The organism is Nannocystis pusilla (genome assembly GCF_020073745.1).
Lineage (GTDB): Bacteria > Myxococcota_A > Polyangia > Nannocystales > Nannocystaceae > Nannocystis > Nannocystis radixulma.
Genome location: NZ_JAIRAU010000001.1, coordinates 831057 through 848453 on the forward strand (window position 1 = coordinate 831057; position 17397 = coordinate 848453).

At 71.0% G+C, this 17397-nt stretch carries 18 protein-coding genes and 1 pseudogene; 13 read left to right on the top strand and 6 right to left on the bottom strand.

All coding sequences use genetic code 11. The features are described from left to right. Positions 1-35: 35 nt before the first annotated feature. A complete protein-coding gene (locus tag K7C98_RS03270; RefSeq protein ID WP_224190017.1) occupies positions 36-1688 on the bottom strand; it encodes a tetratricopeptide repeat protein in 1653 nt (550 codons plus the stop codon). A 50-nt stretch (positions 1689-1738) separates the two neighbouring features. Between K7C98_RS03270 and K7C98_RS03275 the strand changes: the two genes are divergently transcribed. Further along, positions 1739-2527 (top strand): Stp1/IreP family PP2C-type Ser/Thr phosphatase, encoded by a 789-nt coding sequence (locus K7C98_RS03275; protein ID WP_224190018.1) that lies wholly within the window; start codon positions 1739-1741, stop codon positions 2525-2527. A gap of 3 nt (positions 2528-2530) precedes the next feature. Here the strand turns inward: K7C98_RS03275 and K7C98_RS03280 are convergent, their stop codons facing one another. Then, positions 2531-3616 carry an NAD(P)/FAD-dependent oxidoreductase gene (locus tag K7C98_RS03280; RefSeq protein WP_224190019.1) on the bottom strand — a complete coding sequence of 362 codons (1086 nt, stop codon included), beginning with the start codon at positions 3614-3616 and terminating at the stop codon, positions 2531-2533. A 94-nt stretch (positions 3617-3710) separates the two neighbouring features. On the opposite strand from K7C98_RS03280, the gene K7C98_RS03285 reads away from it, so the two are divergent. After that, the gene (locus tag K7C98_RS03285) at positions 3711-4013 is read left to right on the top strand and encodes a hypothetical protein (RefSeq protein WP_224190020.1); all 303 of its coding nucleotides are present in this window, start codon (positions 3711-3713) and stop codon (positions 4011-4013) included. A 39-nt stretch (positions 4014-4052) separates the two neighbouring features. Here the strand turns inward: K7C98_RS03285 and K7C98_RS03290 are convergent, their stop codons facing one another. After that, a complete protein-coding gene (locus K7C98_RS03290) occupies positions 4053-4544 on the bottom strand; it encodes a hypothetical protein (protein WP_224190021.1) in 492 nt (163 codons plus the stop codon). A gap of 224 nt (positions 4545-4768) precedes the next feature. Here K7C98_RS03290 and K7C98_RS03295 point away from each other — a divergent pair, with 224 nt between their 5' ends. The 5 genes from K7C98_RS03295 to K7C98_RS03315 all read left to right on the top strand — a co-directional run bounded on the left by K7C98_RS03295 (position 4769) and on the right by K7C98_RS03315 (position 9386). Beyond that, entirely contained in the window at positions 4769-6331 is a 1563-nt protein-coding gene (locus tag K7C98_RS03295; RefSeq protein ID WP_224190022.1) for an Rne/Rng family ribonuclease, read from the top strand. A 15-nt stretch (positions 6332-6346) separates the two neighbouring features. Then, complete coding sequence (locus K7C98_RS03300; RefSeq protein WP_224190023.1) at positions 6347-6991, top strand: PilZ domain-containing protein; 645 nt, start codon at positions 6347-6349, stop codon at positions 6989-6991. A 66-nt stretch (positions 6992-7057) separates the two neighbouring features. Then, positions 7058-7531, top strand: coding sequence for a J domain-containing protein (locus tag K7C98_RS44580; protein ID WP_224190024.1), 474 nt, complete (start codon positions 7058-7060; stop codon positions 7529-7531). Positions 7532-7608: 77 nt separating this feature from the next. Beyond that, complete coding sequence (locus tag K7C98_RS03310; protein WP_224190025.1) at positions 7609-8439, top strand: class I SAM-dependent methyltransferase; 831 nt, start codon at positions 7609-7611, stop codon at positions 8437-8439. 20 nt (positions 8440-8459) lie between these two features. Continuing rightward, positions 8460-9386, top strand: a complete 927-nt coding sequence (locus K7C98_RS03315; protein WP_224190026.1) for a class I SAM-dependent methyltransferase — start codon at positions 8460-8462, stop codon at positions 9384-9386. 42 nt (positions 9387-9428) lie between these two features. On the opposite strand, the gene rimO is transcribed toward K7C98_RS03315, so the two are convergent. Both rimO and K7C98_RS03325 read right to left on the bottom strand, forming a co-directional pair. Continuing rightward, on the bottom strand, positions 9429-10772 hold the full coding sequence (gene rimO / locus K7C98_RS03320) for a 30S ribosomal protein S12 methylthiotransferase RimO (protein ID WP_224190027.1): 1344 nt from the start codon (positions 10770-10772) through the stop codon (positions 9429-9431). A gap of 74 nt (positions 10773-10846) precedes the next feature. Then, a complete protein-coding gene (locus tag K7C98_RS03325; protein ID WP_224190028.1) occupies positions 10847-12637 on the bottom strand; it encodes a multiheme c-type cytochrome in 1791 nt (596 codons plus the stop codon). A 247-nt stretch (positions 12638-12884) separates the two neighbouring features. Here K7C98_RS03325 and rpsP point away from each other — a divergent pair, with 247 nt between their 5' ends. From rpsP to K7C98_RS03355, 6 genes and pseudogenes are all read left to right on the top strand, one after another. After that, positions 12885-13181 carry a 30S ribosomal protein S16 gene (gene rpsP, locus K7C98_RS03330; protein WP_224190029.1) on the top strand — a complete coding sequence of 99 codons (297 nt, stop codon included), beginning with the start codon at positions 12885-12887 and terminating at the stop codon, positions 13179-13181. Positions 13182-13268: 87 nt separating this feature from the next. Continuing rightward, complete coding sequence (locus K7C98_RS03335) at positions 13269-13526, top strand: KH domain-containing protein (RefSeq protein ID WP_096329709.1); 258 nt, start codon at positions 13269-13271, stop codon at positions 13524-13526. A gap of 12 nt (positions 13527-13538) precedes the next feature. Then, on the top strand, positions 13539-14132 hold the full coding sequence (rimM, locus tag K7C98_RS03340) for a ribosome maturation factor RimM (protein WP_224190030.1): 594 nt from the start codon (positions 13539-13541) through the stop codon (positions 14130-14132). Next, positions 14129-14887 (top strand): annotated as a pseudogene (trmD, locus tag K7C98_RS45425) (tRNA (guanosine(37)-N1)-methyltransferase TrmD); the annotation flags it as partial. The gene rimM and the pseudogene trmD, both read left to right, overlap by 4 nt. Positions 14888-15485: 598 nt before the next feature. After that, entirely contained in the window at positions 15486-15899 is a 414-nt protein-coding gene (gene rplS / locus K7C98_RS03350; RefSeq protein WP_224190032.1) for a 50S ribosomal protein L19, read from the top strand. Between the two features lie 36 nt (positions 15900-15935). Beyond that, complete coding sequence (locus K7C98_RS03355; RefSeq protein WP_224190033.1) at positions 15936-16349, top strand: YraN family protein; 414 nt, start codon at positions 15936-15938, stop codon at positions 16347-16349. Positions 16350-16378: 29 nt separating this feature from the next. On the opposite strand, the gene K7C98_RS03360 is transcribed toward K7C98_RS03355, so the two are convergent. Continuing rightward, on the bottom strand, positions 16379-17005 hold the full coding sequence (locus tag K7C98_RS03360; protein ID WP_224190034.1) for a hypothetical protein: 627 nt from the start codon (positions 17003-17005) through the stop codon (positions 16379-16381). Positions 17006-17397: the final 392 nt, after the last annotated feature.

Below are 17397 nucleotides of genomic sequence, written 5' to 3' on the forward strand. Positions count from 1 at the left end.
GTCCGCATGGACATGTCTTTTAAAAAATAAAACACTCACCGCCGCGGCCCGAACAGCTTGCGCCGCGGCCCCTCGGGCGTCGAGCGGCGCAGCTGGATCGCGTGGATCTGCCGCTTCGCGTCGATGTTGTCGGGCTCCATCTCGAGCACGTGATTGAAGTGCAGCAGCGCCTGGTCGTCGTCGCCTGACCCGAGGGACAGGAGGCCGAGGTCGTAGTGGGCGCGGACGCAGCGCGGCTGGCGGGCCAGGACCTCGAACAGGACGGCGCGGGTGGCGTCGCGGACCGCCGCCTTGTCGGCGGCCAGCTGGTACTCGCACCACGCGACCGCGGCGCGGATCTCGAGCTCGTCGGGGTTGAGCGCCGCGGCCTTGCGGTAGCGCTCGATCGCCCGGTCGAAGTTGCCGGCGCGCAGCAGCTTGTCGCCCTCGCGGACCACCACCTCGCTCTCGAGCACCGCCTGCGCGCTCGGGCCCGCGGACGCGCGCGGGGCTACCGGGCCGCCGCGCAGCAGGGCGACGATCTGCTCGCGCTGGGCGTCGTCGGACAGCCGCTGGTAGGCCTCGCTCAGCGCGGCGAACACCGACTGCGAGCGGTCGCGCAGGTGGCCGAGGCCCTGGTGCGGCAGGCTGTCGGGGTGGAAGCGCCGCGACAGCACGTGCCAGGCGGCGCGGATCTGGGCCCGGTCGGCCGTGGTCGCCAGGCCGAGCAGGTCGAACGCGTTGGCCCCGCCGGCGATGGCGGCCTCGAGCCGCTCGAGCTCGCCGGCGAACTCGGCCGCGCGCAGGCCGTCGCGCTCGCGCAGGCCGGCCGCCTGGCTGTGCGAAAGGACAGGTGTCGAAGAACCTGTCGCTTCGGGCAGGGTGGCGATCGGCCCGGTCGACTGCTCGGGCGGCGCGTTGGCCGACTTCAGCATCTGACAGGCCCACAGCGTGTAGACGACCTGGGCGACGCGGGCCTCGGGCTGACCGGACAGGCGGGCGACGTCGGTGACGTAGAGGTTGCCGGGGCGCAGGGCGTCGACGACGGCCTCGTCGCCCCTGGAGAAGTGGAACTGGGCGCGGTAGCGGTCGAGCGAGGAGCGGAGGCGCAGCGGGCCGTCGAGGAGGAGGCCCATCTCGGCGGCGATCCGGCGCTGGTCGAAGTGAGCGACCACGCCGGCGTGGATGAGCTCGAGGGTGTTGACCTGGGTCGGCTGCGAGGCGTCGGACTCGGCGGCGGCGGCGTCGCCGGCCGCGACGTGGACGGTGCCGGCCCGCAGCGCGAACAGGTGCACCACCTTGCGCGCGCACTGGACGCGCAGGGCCTTGCGGAGCTGTCCGCCGGTGACGAGGCGGCGGCGCACGAGGTAGTGGCCGAAGCGCTCGCGGGGGGCCCCCGGCTGGGCCAGACGGGCCAGCTCGGCCATCGCGCGGTCGCGCTCCGCGGCCTCGATGAGCCCGAGATCGACGAGGACCTGGCCGATCGAGTCGTGCGGGCTGGTAAAGTCGGTGAAGATCGGCATCCCGCCCTGAAACCACACCCGCCGCGACCCGGCGCCCTCGCCCCGGCCCGGCGCGTCCGCGGCCGGCGGCGTGAGGGTGATCGTCCCGGTGAAGCGGCGGTGCAGCAGCGCGAACATGAGCCGGGGCAGGCTCATCCTGGCCAGGTCGACGACCTGCGGGTCGGCGCTCGGCGGGGCCGTCTCCATGCCCTCGATGCTAGCACTTCGGCGCGCGGGCCTGCTACGTTTGCCCTCGCATGAGCATCAGCTTCATGGTCGGCCCGCACCGGGTCCGCTTCGCCGGCAAGACCGACATCGGCCTGGTCCGCGCCCACAACGAAGACAGCCTCCTGATCCCGCGCGAGATGGCCCTCGCCGTCGTGTCCGACGGCATGGGGGGCCACGCCGCCGGCGATGTCGCCAGCCGGATCACCGTCGAGACCATCGACCAGCACTACCGCGACACCGCCCGCAGCGGCCCGAACACCTGGCCGTTCAAGCTGCCCTCGCTCGAGATCGAGAAGCAGCGCATGAGCGTCGCCATCCAGCTCGCCAACTCCAACATCTTCGAGACGGCCGCCGCCGACGGCAGCAAGAAGGGCATGGGCTGCACCGTCGACGCCATCTACTTCAATCAGGGCCGCTTCTTCATCGGCCACGTCGGCGACAGCCGGGTCTACCGGATCCGCGAGGGGCGGATCCAGATGCTCACCGAGGACCACTCGCTGCTCAACGACTACCTCCGCATGAAGGAGCTCAGCGGCGACGAAGGGGTCCACTTCCCCCAGAAGAACGTCGTGGTCAGGGCGCTCGGCCTCGCCGACCAGGTCCACGTCGATGTCATCGCCGACGCCTTCAAGGTCGGCGACGTGTTCCTCCTCTGCTCCGATGGCCTCAGCGGCATGCTCGACGACCGCGTCATGCTCGAGATCATCACCGCGCGCGACAGCCTCGACACCAGCTGCAACGAGCTGATCAAGGCCGCCAACGACGCCGGCGGCAACGACAACATCACCGCGATCCTCATCCGCATCGAGAAGCCGTGACGCTCACAGCAGCGCGGCGACGTGCTCGGCCAGCGCCAGCGCGGCCGTCAGCCCGGGCGACTCGATGCCGACCAGGTGCACGCAGTTTTGGCTCGCGAACACCGCGAAGTCGCGCTCGTCCGGCTCGCCGGGGGCCCGCAGCTTCGGGCGGATCCCACAACCATCGTAGCTGAGCTGGTCCTCGGCGATCGGGCCGAGCAGGGCGCAGGCGGCGCGGTGAAACGCCGCCAGCTTGTCGCCCGCCGGGCCGAATTCGTCGCGGCGCTCGACGTACGTGACGTCGGGTCCGAGTCGGTACGCGCCCGCGAGGTCGAGCGTGAGGTGCACGCCGAGTCCCGCCGCGCCGCGCGCCCGCACCGGGTAGACGAGGTGCCGGTAGCGCGCCCGCGTGCGCAGCGAGAAGTAGTCGCCGCGGCAGGGGAAGATCGGCGGAGAGGTGGCCCCGAGCATGGCGGCGACCTCGTCGGCGTGCAGCCCAGCGGCGTTGATCACCCGCGCGGCCGCCACCGGGCCGCGCGTGGTCTGCAGCACGACCGAGTCGCTCGCGACCTCCGCCGCCTCGACCCGCGCACGCAGGCTGAACACCGCCCCGTGCGCCTCGGCGTCGGCGCGCAGGGAGCCGCAGAGCGCGTGGACATCGACGATCCCGGTGTCCGGGCACCACAGCGCCGCCCGCACCGCCGGCAGGTCGGGCTCGCGCCGCCGCACCTCCTCGGCGCCGACCAGCACGCAGCCGCGCGCCCCCGACGCGCTCGCGTTGGCCGCGAGCGCCTGCAGGGCCGCCTCCTCCTCGTCGCTGCGGGCGATCACCAGCTTGCCGGGGCGCGCGTGCGCGACCCCGTGGGCCGCGCACCAGCTGTACAAAAGTTCCTGTCCTCGTAGACAGGTCACGGCCTTGAGCGAGCCGGGCGGGTAGTAGAGCCCGGAGTGGATCACCCCGCTGTTGCGGCTCGACACGCCGGTGCCCTCCCGGGCCGCGCGCTCGAGCACGAGCACCTCGTGACCGCGGCGGGCGAGCGTCGCCGCGATCGCGCAGCCGACCACGCCGGCGCCGACGACGACGACGTCGACCTGGTCAGTGGCGGTCACCTCACGAACCTTAGCAGGGGTCGCCCGCCGTGCTCCGGCGCCGCTTGCTTGTGCGGCCGGCGAGGTTTAAAACCCCCCACAGACAGCAAGTCGCATGGCCGAGCTTCACATCAAGAGCCACACGTTCAAGACCGACGGCGAGTGGGAGACCATCGACACGCTGTGGTACAGCCCGTTCTTCTACTGGCAGCGGAACGGGCTGCGCGTCACGCCGCCGGTGCCGCTGCGGATCGTCGTGTTCGGCAAGGTCGTCGACGAGTCCGACGAGGGCTGGATCAACCAGGGCGGCGCCAGCGCGATGTTGTTGCAGCGGATCCAGGCCCGCGGTCAGAAGGGCCAGACGATCCGGGTCGAGGTCGGCGACGAGATCACCGAGGCCAACCGCCCGACCGGCTAGAAGTAGTGCCAGGCGGGCGGCTGTTCGGTCGCCCGAGCTTCAGCGCTTGGCGCCTTCCTGCTCCTGGAACCAGGTCAGCGCCTCGATCATCGAGTTGTTGCCGCTGATGTCGCTGAGCTCGACCTTGACGCCCTTGTCGCTGAAGAACAGGTCGTTGGCGACCAGCGGGTTGCGGCGCTGGGCGATAAAGAGGATCGGCTCGGCGCCGCGGGTGTAGCCGAGCTGGACGATCGCGTTGGGCAGCCAGCGGCCGTTGTCGCCGAACTTGAACTCGCGCGTCAGCCGGTAAAAACCCTCGTGCGGCAGCTTGACGAGCGACGAGCCCCAGCCGTAGTCGACCTTCGGGACCTTCACCCCGGGCATCTGGAAGCGCCACTGGTTGTGGATGTTCTGCACCGGAAGGAGGACCGAGGCGGGCGCGAACTCGGCGTCGGTACGAATCAGGATGAGCAGGTTCGGGGCGACGGTCGCCTCGTGCTCGGGCAGGAACTTCGTGGTCTTGAAGATCCCCGGTTGGTACTGGAAGGCCATGGCGCGGGGAACACTACAGAAGACCGCCGGGCCAGGAAAGTCGAAAAATCCCACCCGGGAGGGGCACCGCCGGCCGGCGCGCGAGGGTGCTCCAGGTCACGCCCGGGTCCCCCCGGGCAGGCCGCGGCCTCGGGTGGCTGCGGGCCCGCGACCTGCGAGCGCTCCGCCCGCGCGTCCGCGGTTGTCACCAAGCGCCCCGGTTGTGCTACCAATGCCCGGCCGCCGTGTCAGATTCCGTCATTGTCATCAACGCCGATGGGCCCGAGACGCGGGTCGCCCTCATCGAACAGGGGATCCTTTCCGAGTACTACGTGGAGCGCGAGCGCGAGCGCGGCACCGTCGGCAACGTGTACAAGGGCAAGGTCCTGCGCGTGCTGCCGGGCATGCAGGCCGCGTTCGTCGACATCGGCGAGGAGAAGGCCGCGTTCTTGTACGCCGGTGACATCGCCGCTCCGGGCGGCCAGGGCGAGAAAGAAGCGGCCCTGCGCGCCCTCGGCGGCGACGACGACGACGAGGTCGCGCCGCGCCGCACCGGCCGTCACGGCGACATCACCGAGCTGGTTCGCCCCGGGCAAGAGATCCTCGTCCAGGTCGTGAAAGATCCGATCTCGAGCAAGGGCGCGCGGATCACCACGTACATCTCGTTGCCCGGGCGCAACGTCGTGTTCATGCCGACGGTCAGCCACATCGGCATCTCGCGCCGGATCGCCGGCGACCGCGAGCGTCGCCGCCTGCGCCGCCTCATCGATCAGATGCGCCCGGCGGGCTCGGGCTTCATCGTCCGCACCGTCGCCGAGTCGGCCAGCAACAGCCAGGTCCGCGCCGACATGGATTACCTCCTGCGCCTGTGGGAGAACATCCAGTTCAACGAGCGCCACCAGCGCGCGCCGGCGCTGCTCTACCGCGACCTCAACCTCATGCTCCGGGTCGTGCGCGACAACCTCACGCCCGAGTTCAAGAAGGTCATCGTCGACGACCGGATCGCGCACGACAAGGCGGTGCGCTTCATCGGCGCGTTCATGCCCGAGCTGGTCGACCGCGTCGAGCTCTACACCGGGCGCGAGCCGATCTTCGACGGTTACGGCATCGAGCTCGAGATCAACCGCGCGCTCGAGCGCAAGGTCCAGCTCAAGAGCGGCGGCTCGCTCGTGTTCGACCAGGGCGAGGCGCTGACGGCGATCGACGTCAACACCGGCAAGTTCGTCGGCGCCAAGGGCAAGACGCTGGAGGAGACGATCACGCAGACCAACCTGGAGGCGGCCGAGGAGCTGGCCGACCAGCTGCGCCTGCGCAACCTCGGCGGCCTGGTCATCATCGACTTCATCGACATGGACAAGGAGTCGAACCGGCGCAAGGTCTACCGCAAGCTGCAGGAGGTCCTGCGCCGCGACCGCGCCAAGGCGCACATCACCAAGATCTCGGAGATGGGCCTGGTCGAGATGAGCCGCAAGCGGACCAAGGAGTCGCTCTTGCGGCTGTTGACGGCCCCCTGCGAGGTCTGTAACGGTAAGGGCTACACCAAGAGCCCGACCACGATGTGCTACGAGATCCTGCGCGAAGTCCGGCGCGAGGGCCCGCACCTCACGGGCGACACGATCGTCGTCCAGGCCGCGCCGTCGGTCGCCGAGCTGATGAACGGCCCCGAGGTCGCCGCGGTCGACAACATGGTCAAGCGGCTGCAGAAGGGCATCGACATCCAGGGCCGCAAGGACTTCCACATCGAGCACTTCGAGATCCGCACCAAGAACAAGGGCGGTCGCAACAACAACAACAACCCGGCCGACTGAGCGAGAGGAGCGACCATGGCGAAAGCGATGGAACGGCGCCGGAGCGAGCGCTACACGGTGAACGCCGAGTTCGCCGAGCTCGAGCCCGGCAGCATCTCCTTCGTCAGCAACTTGAGCGAGCAGGGCGTGTTCATCACCACCCGCGCCCGCCTGCCGGTCGGCGCCGCGATCGACCTCCGCTTCACGATCCTCCTCGACGACCCCGTCGTCATCAGCGGCACCGGCCGCGTCGTCCACCTGCAGGACGAGCCGCGCGGCATGGGCGTCGCGTTCCACAACCTCAGCGCCGAGATGACGCTGCGGGTCATCGACGCGATCGCCTGGCACCGCACGCGCGAGGCCTCACGTACAGCCGAGCCGGGCTTCCGCACGCGCGAGCTCACCGCCGAGGAGCTCGCCCAGCTCGAAGAGGGCGACGACATGGCCGGCGAGTCGGTCACGAGCCTCAGCGCCTCGGCCGTCCTCGCCGAGGACAGCCTGCCCGCGGCCGCGCGCAGCGGTCTGGCCCGCCGCGGCCGCGAGGACTCGCTCGCCCGCGCCGGCCTCGATGACTCCAACCGCACGCTCCCGCCGCCGCCGCGCTTCGGCGCCTCGGCCCCGGCCCCGGCCGCGCGCAAGCCCCCGCCGCCGCCCAAGGACGACGACTACGAGGACTTCTAGCCGCGGCCGCCCCGCGCGCGCCGCCGCGCGTCTTGCGAGCGAGGCGATTTTCATTATCGTGAGCGGGTGAGCATCACTCGTCGCTTCCTCGACCTCGCGCGGGCCAACATCACCGACTTCTCTCAGGCCTTCCGCAAGGGCGACCCGCTCGAGGGTCTCAGCGACGAGGAGCGCCGCGTCATCGACGAGGAGGTCGAGAGGGACACGGTCGGCACCAAGGCCGGCAAGCGGGCCCGCCAGGTCCGCGACGCCGCCGAGGAGATGTGGGACCGGGCCTTCGAGGCCAGCCAGCGGGCCGCCGGCAACAACCCGCCGCGGCAGCGCAGCTCCGAGGCGGAGCGCCTGCGCTGGTACCGGACCCTCGAGCTCGAGCCCGGCGCCTCGCTCGAGGAGATCCGTCGCTCCTACCGCCGCCTGCTGAAGCAGTACCACCCGGACCGCTTCGCCAAGGACCCGGAGAAGTACAAGGTCGCCACCGAGGTCACGCGCAACATCACGGTCGCCTACGACGGCCTCACCACGCTGCTCGAGCAGCGCTGAGGCCGGCCGGCGGCCGAAAAAAGTCGGCGCGGCTCCTCACGGTTTTTGCGGTAAGTTGCGGCGGTCTCGAGGACCCGTTGACCGCACGCACCGCGAAGAGCAAGTCCGCCGCGAAGAAGACCATGGCCGCCCAGGCCGATGTCCACGCCCTCTACGAGCGCGCGGTCCAGGACCCGGGCAACGACGTCAAGTTCTTCACCCGCACCTATCGCAAGCTCCGCGGCCACGACCCCGTCTCGCTGCGCGAAGATTTCTGCGGCACCGCGGTGCTGTGCATGGAGTGGGCGAAGAGCGGCGCCGAGCGGACCGCGCTCGGCGTCGACCTGTCGCAGGAGACGATCAACTGGGGCCTCGAGCACCGCATCGTCCCCGCCGGGCGCAGCGTCGCCAGCCGGATCTCCCTCGTCTGCGCCGATGTCCGCGAGGTCAAGAAGCCCAAGGTCGACGTCGCCTGCGCGCTCAACTTCTCGTACTACTGCTTCAAGCGCCGCGACGAGCTGCTCGACTACTTCCGGGCCGTGCACGCCGGCCTCGCCAAGGACGGCCTGTTCTTCCTCGACCTCCTCGGCGGCACCGAGGCGATCGTCGAGGGCTCGACCGACAACGACCACGGCGACTTCACCTACCGCTGGGAGCAGGCCCGCTTCGACGCCCTGACCCACGACTTCCTCTGTCACATCCATTTCCTGTTCCCCGACGGCTCCAAGCTGCTCGAGGCCTTCACCTACGACTGGCGCCTGTGGATGGCCCCCGAGCTGCGCGACCTGCTGCTCGAGGCCGGCTTCTCCAAGGTCCACGCCTACTGGGAGAAGACCAACGCCGAGGGCGAGGGCACCGGCGTGTTCTACGAGCCGGACTACGTCGAGAACCAGGAGATCTGGTGGACCTACCTCGCCGCCGAGCGCTGACGCAACCTGTCTGAACGACCATGTCCAAAAAGACCGCGAAGTCGCCCGCCAAGAAGTCACCCGCCAAGAAGGCCAAGCCGGCCGCCAGGAAGTCGGCCAAGGCGGCCAAGCCGAAGAAGCCCGCGCGCAAGGGGCCGACGCTGGCCGAGAGCGCCGACAAGTTCGCGCTCTACCAGCGCTCGGTGCAGTCGCCCTCGGTCGACATCGAGTTCTTCGACGCTGAGTTCCAGAAGCACCGCGGCCGCGTCCCGCTGGCCGTGCGCGAGGACTTCTGCGGCACCGCGCTGTTCTCGGCCGAGTGGTGCAAGTCCGACCCGCGCCGCACCGCGCTCGGCGTCGACCTCGACGGTCCGACGCTCGACTGGGGCCGCACCCACACCCTGGCGTCCGCCCCGCCCGGCGCGGCCGAGCGCGTCACCCTGGCGCAGACCGACGTCCGCGACACCCGCCTCGCCCCGGTCGACCTGATCGTGGCGATGAACTTCAGCTACTGCATCTTCAAGACCCGCGACGAGCTGCGCGGCTACTTCGCGGCCGCGCGCCAGAACCTGGTCGACGACGGCGTGTTCGCCCTCGAGGTCTACGGCGGCACCGAGGCGGTGGTCGAGCTCAGCGACGAGCGCGAGCTGCGCGGCGGCCTGACGTACGTGTGGGAGCAGGAGAAGTTCAACCCGATCGACCACCACACGCTCTGCCACATCACCTGGAAGTTCCGCGACGGCTCCCAGCTGTACCGCGCCTTCACCTACGACTGGCGCCTGTGGACCCTCCCGGAGCTCGGCGAGCTGCTGCGCGAGGCCGGCTTCTCGACGGTGAAGTACTACTTCGAGCGCGTCGAGGCCGACGAGGACGACGACGAGTACCTGACCGGCACCGGCGAGTTCGTCGAGCACACGGAGATCGAGAACCAGGAAGCCTGGCTCGGCTACGTCGTCGCGCTCAAGTGAGCGGCCGCGAGTGACTCGCGCGCGCGAGTCACTCGGCCTGCGTCACAGCGCCAGCGTGGCCACGAGGTCGTGCGCGTCGGCCTGGGTCACGCGCGCCTTCACGAACTCGCCCGGCTGCGCGGTGCCGTCGGTCAGCACCACCTTGCCGTCGATGCCGGGGGCCTGGCCCTCGTGGCGGCCTTCCAGGAGGAACTCGCTCTCGTCGGACTCGCCGTCGATCATCACCTCGATGACCTCGTCGATCATCTCCTCGTGGCGCCCTTGACGGATCTCCTCCTGCAGCTCCATCAGCGCCAGGCGCCGCTCCTCGGCCAGCTCCGGCGACACGCGCGTCGGCAGCAGCGCCGACGGCGTGCCGTCCTCGCGTGACCACGGGAACACGCCGAGGTGATCGACCGCGCCCTCCTCGATGAACTGGTACAGCCGCTGGAACGCCGCCTCGGTCTCGCCCGGGTGGCCGACCAGCATCGTCGTGCGCAGCCAGATGTACGGCGACTGCGCCCGCAGCTTCTCGACCAGGTTGCGCACGACCTTCTCGGTGTAGCCGCGGCGCATCTTCTTGAGCACGTCCGTGTCGACGTGCTGCAGCGGCACGTCGAGGTAGGTGGCGATCTTCGCCTCGCCGGCGATCATCGTCAGCAGCTCGTCGCGCACGGTGGTGGGGAACGCGTAGTGCAGGCGGATCCACCGCAGATCCTTGACGCCGCACAGGCCGGTCAGCAGCTGCTCGATGTTCCGCGGGTCGTCGAGGTCGGTGCCATAGGTGGTGAGGTCCTGGGCGACGAGGCAGATCTCGCGGGTGCCCTGCTCGGCGAGCTGCTCGGCCTCGCGGACGATGCTGTCGATCGTGCGGCTGCGCTGCGGCCCGCGCAGCTTGGGGATGATGCAGAAGGCGCACGGACGGTCGCAGCCCTCGGCGATCTTCACGTACGCGCTGTGGCGCCGGCCGGTGACCTGCCGCGGGGTGGTGTGGTCGTAGAGGTACGCGCGCCGGCCCAGCGGGCTCACGGCCATGCGCGGCGCCTGCTCGGCGAGCACCTGCGCCAGCCCGAGTTGGTCGGCCGAGCCGAGGAAGTTGTCGACCTCGGGCATCTCCGCCGCCAGCTCCTTCGGGTAGCGCTGGCTCAGACAGCCGGCGACCACCAGCCGCTTGGCCTCGCCCTGGGCCTTGACCTGCGCCAGCTCGAGGATGGTGTCGATCGACTCCTTCTTCGCCTCCTCGATGAAGCCGCAGGTGTTGACCACCAGCGTGTCGGCGTCCTCGGGCGAGTCGACCAGCGTGTGCCCCTGGTCGCGCACGACGCCGAGCATGACTTCGGTATCGACCTGGTTCTTGGGACAGCCAAGCGAGACGAAGTAGACCTTCTTCGGCGCGGGCGCGGACATGACGGGGCAAGAGAGCACGCGCGACCCCGGGGGTCAACGCCGCTCGCTCAAGACCTTGCGCACGCGCGGGCGGCTCACATCGCCTTGGGGCAGGCGCCGCCGGCCTTCTCCAGGCCCGCCGCCCGCAGCTCGCGCCCGGTCGGCCCGTCCCCTAGCAGCGCCCGCCGACCCGCGCCATGATCGGCGCCCAGCACGTCGCGCAGGTAGGCCTCGTAGTCGAACGTGTCGGAGTGCTCCGACGTGTGGCACTGGAGGCAGACGTCGACCGCGGCCTCGCGGCGGATGCCGAACGTCTTGCCGGCCTTCTCCGGGGTCTCCGCGTGGATGCTGCCGGGCCCGTGGCACACCTCGCACTGGACGTCCTCCAGGCCGGCGACCTCGACCACCTCCGACCCGCCGGGCTGGCGGAAGCCGGTCACGTGGCAGCCGACGCACGACAGGTCGAACTGCTTGTTGACCTTCACCAGCGTCTCGTACGCGCCCGCGTGGCGCGTCGTGTCCCAGTGCCGCTCGGCCGCGTCGTGGCACGCAGCGCACTGCTCGCCGCCGATGTAGCTCGCCTGGCCCTTCGCCGGCGGCGGCGGCTTCACGCCCGCGAACCGCTGCTGGTTCTGCGTCGCCACCCACGCGTCGTAGTTGTGCAGCGCCTCGGCGCCGGCCTTGTCGACCGGCAGCTTGCACGTGATCTTCTTCTGCTCGAACGTCACCGCCACGCCGCCCGTCGGCGCCGCCCCGCCGGCGATCGCAGCGGCGAGCGCCGCGCGCTCCTGCTCGAGCCGGGCGATGTACGCCGGGTCGGCGCCTGGATCGGCGCGGAACTTGGTGAGCCGGGCGTCGAGCCGCTCGAGCTCCTTCGCCTGCGCCTCCTGGGATTGCTGCACCTGCCACGCGTCGTTGCTCGGCAACGCCGCCAGCGCCGCCGGGTCGATCGAGAGCCGCACGTGCGCCAGCGTCTGCGCCTGGTCGCCGGGCTCGAGCACCCACGCGTGGCCGACTCGCGTCGCCGGCGCCCCGAGCCGCGCCTTCTCGGTGCCCTCGGGGATGCCCGTCACCACGAAGTCCGCCCCCGGCACGCCCTCCGCGACCTCGACCGCCGCGCGACGTGTCCCATGGACCAGCACGACCACCACGTCGGCCCCGGCCGCGCGCATCGCCGCGACCTCGCGCTTGGCCGCGTTCGTCATCGGCTCGAGCGGCCCGAGCAGCTTCACTGCCTCCGGGCTCGGGTCGTGCACCGCCGTCACGCCGAGCTGCAGCGCCGGCTTGCCGTCGTGCCCCGGCACGTCGACCACGCGGTGCGGCGCGACCCCGAGCTCGTCGAAGGCGCGGCTGTTGGCGAGCACCCGCGGCAGCGGCCAGCGCTTCAGCGCTTCCTGCGCAAGCGGGCTCGACAGATCATTGGCGCCGACGCCTCCCACGAGATCCCCCCCGAGCGACGCGAATCGCTCCTGGAGCGCGGCGGCCCGCTGATACGACTGCGCCCACCCCGCCTCGTCGCGCGGCGCCTCCGGGCCCTGGGGATCGGGGATCAGCAGCCCACCTGGCTCGACGACCAGGCGCCGCTGCGGGTCGATGTCGTGCCCGAGGTAGCCGAACACGTATTGCAGCCCCCCGAGCGGCTCGGTCGTGCAGCCGCACGGCGCCACCGCCCCCATCACCCGGGCGAACGCCACCACGTCGACCGTGAGGCGGGCGGGCGGGGCGGTCGGTTGTTCGGGCTCGGTCTTGGTCGGCCCGGCACCGGTCGGGCCGCACGTCGCACAGGCCAGGAGCGCCGACGCGGCGAGTGCGGTGAGCCCTGCGAGCGCCCGGGGGCGAGGCCGGAGGGCGGCGAGGCCGGCGGCGCGAAGAGGGGAGATCGGCATGGCTTGAGGGGCGGAGATCTTAGATCGCGCCGCCGGCTGCGCCGCTCCCGAGTAGGGGACATTGCGCACGTCCGCTCCTGTCCCGCCGGCTTTGCCTGCCCGCCGGGCCGAGGTATACGCCTCCGCCAGCGGCGTCTCCCGCGGCTCCGGCCCCGGCGCGCAGCGACTTGACCCGCGGAGGGTCAGCCGTTTAGGCTTCGCACCCCTTTTCGCCTCCGCCGCACGATCTCCAGCAAAGCACGCAGTCATGGCCGTCAAGATCAGGCTCGCCCGCATGGGCTCCAAGAAGCGTCCCTACTACCGCATCGTCGCCGCCGACGCTCGCAGCCCCCGCGATGGCCGCTTCCTCGAGCGTCTCGGGACCTACGACCCGCACGCCGAGAACGTCATCCTCAACGCGCCGCGCATCGAGTACTGGGAGAGCCAGGGCGCCTCCGCCACCGAGACCGTCGAGCGTCTGCTCCGCCGCGCGCGCAACATCGCCGCCGGCAAGGCGCCCCGGGCCGCCAAGCCGAAGACCAAGAAGACCGACAAGAAGAAGTAGGGCTGAGGCCCTCTCCTTCGTCTTCTTCGCGCCTCGCCCCGTCGCGCCAGCAGCAGCTGCGACGGCGCTCTTCCCCCCGGAGGCACCATGCCCGCAGCGTCCGCGAACATCTCCCTCAAGGACCTCGTCGAGTTCCTCGCGCGTGCCCTCGTCGATCGCCCCGACGAGGTCCACGTCGCCGAGATCGCCGGCGAGCAGACCGTGGTGCTCGAGCTCCGCGTCGCCCGTGACGACCTCGGCAAGGTCATCGGCAAGCAGGGGCGCACCGTCAAGGCCATGCGCGCGCTCCTCAGCGCCGCCTCGGCCAAGCTCCGCAAGCGCGCCGACCTCGAGATCCTCGAGTAGCCGGAGGCCGCCGTGCCGGGCCGCTCCGATGCGATCGCCGTCGCCGAGGTCTCCGCGCCGCACGGCGTTCGCGGTCAGCTCCGCTTCCACCTCTACGACCCCGACTCGCGGGCGCTGAGGCCCGGCCTGCGCGTCGAGCTCCGGCCTCGCGCCGGCTCCGAAGGACATGCCCGATCGGACATGTCCTTCGAGATCGTCACCGTCGAGCCGGTACCCGGCAAGGCGTCGGTGCGCGTCCAGCTGGCCGGCGTCAGCGACCGCGAACACGCCGAGCGGCTGCGCGGCCGCGAGGTGTGGGTCGCCCGCGCCGACTTGCCCGCGCTCGCCGACGACGAGTTCTACCTCGCCGACGTCATCGGTCTCCCCGTCGAGCGCGTGTTGTCCGACGGCCGCACGCAGGCGCTCGGCACCGTCGCCGGCGTCACCAGCAACGGCGTCCAGGACCTGCTCGAGGTCGAGTGGACCCGCCCGGACGGCCGCCGCGACACCTGGCTGTTGCCCGCGCTGCCGCAGTTCATCGTCGACCTCGACGCCGAGCGCCTGCGCGTCGACCCGCCGCCCGGTCTCTTGCCCGACGCCCTCGAGGCCGGCGGAGAGCCCTCGTGAGCGGCCAGACCTTCGAGGTCTTCACCCTGTTCCCCGACGCCGTCGCCGGCTTCCTCCGCGGCGGCCTGATCGGCAAGGCGCTCACGCGCGAGCTCGTCAGCGTGCACTGCACCGACTACCGCGAGTTCGCCACCGACCGCTACCGCACCGTCGACGACGCCCCCTACGGCGGCGGCCCGGGCATGGTGATGAAGATCGAGCCCGTCGTCGCCGCGCTCGAGCACGTCACCCGCCTGCGCGGGCCGATGCACCGGATCCTCCTCACCCCCGCCGGACCGCGCTTCGACCAGCGGGTCGCCGAGCGCCTCGCCGCCGTGCCGCGGATCGGCCTCCTGTGCGGCCGCTACGAGGGCATCGACGACCGCGTGCGCGAGCACTTCGTCGATGAGTGCCTGTCGCTCGGCGACTTCGTCCTCAACGGCGGCGAGGTCGCCGCGCTGGCGATCATCGAGGCCGTCGCCCGCCTGCGCGAGGGGGTGCTCGGCAACCCCGACTCCGCCGCGCGCGACAGCTTCTCGCTCGGGGACATGTCGCAAGAGGCATGTGCGAAAGAGCAGGGCGCCTGGCTCGAGCACCCGCACTTCACCCGCCCGCCCGAGTTCCGCGGCCTCGGCGTGCCCGACGTGCTGCTGGGAGGCGACCACGCCGACGTCGCCCGCTGGCGCCGCGAGCAGGCCTGGCGCCGCACCTGGGCCCTCCGCCCCGACCTGCGCCCGCAGCGAACGCTGGCCGCGGACGCTCCGCTGTATCTCGTCGCGCAATTCGGACAGGTCCGAAAGGACATGCCCGATCGGGCAGCCCTGCTCGCCGCGCTCGCTCCGCTGGCGAAGGACGCCGGCGCCGAGCTCCTGGTCGTCGCGCCCGGCGAGCGCCCGGGCGACGCCGCCGGCGTCCCCCGCGCAGCCACGTTTCGCAGCCTCAAAGATCTCGCCCGCGAGCTCCGCCGTCGCCACGGCGCCCCGCCGCGGCTGGTCGCCCTGGGCCCGGTGGCCAACCTGCCGCTGGCTGCCGGAGTCGGACCGCTGCTCGATTTGCTCGCCGTTTCCGGGCCGGGAGATCTCTCAGCGCCGATGGTCCTGGTGTTGCCCTGCGAGGGTACGGGAGATCTCGCACGGCCCGACGCGAACGCCTCGCAGGACCGCTCCAGGCCCTCGTCACAGCCTCTGAAGGGCCTCGAGGCGGCGTTTTCGCCGGTGATCCCGGCCGCGCGTCGGCTCGCCTCGGGACTTGCAGAAACGCCCTCGATGAATGACTCTTCCGGCCCCCAGCCGGTGCAGGAGGCGGCCCTTCTCGTCGCCGTCGCGCTGGCTGAACTCAAGTCCTGCCGCTCCACGCATCTTTCGGAGCTCCGCCATGAGCAACAGTAACCCGTTGATTGAAGCGATCGAGGCCTCCTACAAGCGGAGCGATGTCCCCGAGTTCCGTCCCGGCGACACCATTCGCGTCCACGCGAAGATCTCCGAAGGCGGCAAGGATCGCATCCAGGTCTTCCAGGGCGTCTGCATCCACCGCAAGCGTGGCGGCGCCCGCGGCTCCTTCACCGTTCGCAAGATCTCCCACGGCGTCGGCGTCGAGCGCGTCTGGGCGGTCAACTCGCCCCGCGTCGTGAAGGTCGAGCTCGTCTCCCGCGGCAGGGTCCGCAAGGCCAAGCTCTACTACCTCCGCAACCTCAGCGGCAACGCTGCCCGCATCCGTGCCCGCCTCGGCGGCTACGCCAACGATCTGCTCACCTCGAGCGGCGAGTCCGGCGAGTCGCAGGGCGACTGAGCCGAGATGTCCGCGCCCGCGTCACCCTCCACTCGGGTGCGCGGCCAGTTGGCGGAGGAACAGGCCGCGCGCTTCCTCGAGGCGCGCGGCCTCCTCGTCGTCGATCGCAACGTCCGCGCCGGTGGTGTGGAGCTCGACCTGGTCGGGCTCCTGCCCGCCGGCGTGGATGATCGAGTCGACACCTATGTGTTCGTCGAGGTCCGCAGCCGCGAGGACGACCGCGCCGGCCTCCCCGAGGAGACGGTCGATGCGCGCAAGCAGGCCCGACTGCGCCGCGGCGCGACCGCCTGGCTGGTCGGCCGCGAGTTGTGGGAACTGGTGGCGGTCCGCTTCGACGTCGTCAGCGTCCTCGTGAACGACGACGCGCTCGCCGGCGACGGCTCCGAAAGCACGAAGGCCCCGCGGATCACCTGGATCCCCGGAGCCTTCGAAGCCGACCGTACGCCGTAGGTAGATCGATCGCTCGCGACCGATGTCGCTCAGGCGCCGGTCGTCTCGGCGGGCGGCGGCGCGGGCATCATCATGTCGTCCTCGCAGATCGGCTTGCCGTTCTGGTCGGTCGGGAACGCGGCGCACTCCTTCTCGAGGTCGTCGGCGGCGCTCTGCGAGAGGTCGTCGTTGCACACGCACAGCTTCTGGCAGCAGAACTCGCCGAGCTTCTGGATCCGCACGCAGCTGAAGCCGGCGCCGCAGTTGGAGTCCTTGGCGAGGACCTGCTTGCCGATGCCGCCGTCCTGGCAGTCTTCGTTGCTGTTGCAGGTCTTCGAGCACATCGAGCGCTCGAGCACGAACTGCGAGGCCAGCTCGCACTGGCCCTCGACGCAGGCGAAGCGGATCTTGCCGTCGTCGCTGGCCGCGTTGCACTGCGCGCTGTCGGTGCACGGAGTCTCCGGCGGGGGCTTCTCGTCGGCGTAGACGCAGAGGAGGTCGTTGCAGCTCAGCGCCGGGAACGTGACGACCTTGCTTGCCGGCGGGTCGACGTCGCCATGGTTGCAGGGCGCGCCGACATCGCCCTTCGGACAGGCGGCGAGGAGCGGCACGAGGAGCAGGGCGCCCAACGCGTTGGCGACGGTGCGCAAGAGAGCAGGCGTGCGGATGACTTGCATGTGGCGTCTCAGTCTTGGCGGCCGAACAGGGCCCTCATCGTACACTGCCGGACCATAGGGTCAAGCGCCGCGAAACGACGGTAGGAGCCCTGCACGCGAACCTCAACGCGGATCTCGCGTCCGCGGTCCGTCCGCGACCGCCCGCCCGGGCACGTCGGCGCAACCCCGACCCGGGCGGCCGATCGGGCGGGAAACGGCCTGAAGCGGCTCTGGGCAGCCACCACTCTCGACCGCGGTCATCCTCGTGACCCGAGATTCGTCGAGCCCGCCGAACGCCGCTCGGCGGCGCTGTCCGGGATCTGCCGGTGGGCGATCTCCACCCCATCCACATATCTCCGCTGGACGCCTGCAGACCCCGTTCTGTCAGCGAGATGTGTGTAAAAAATCACGCC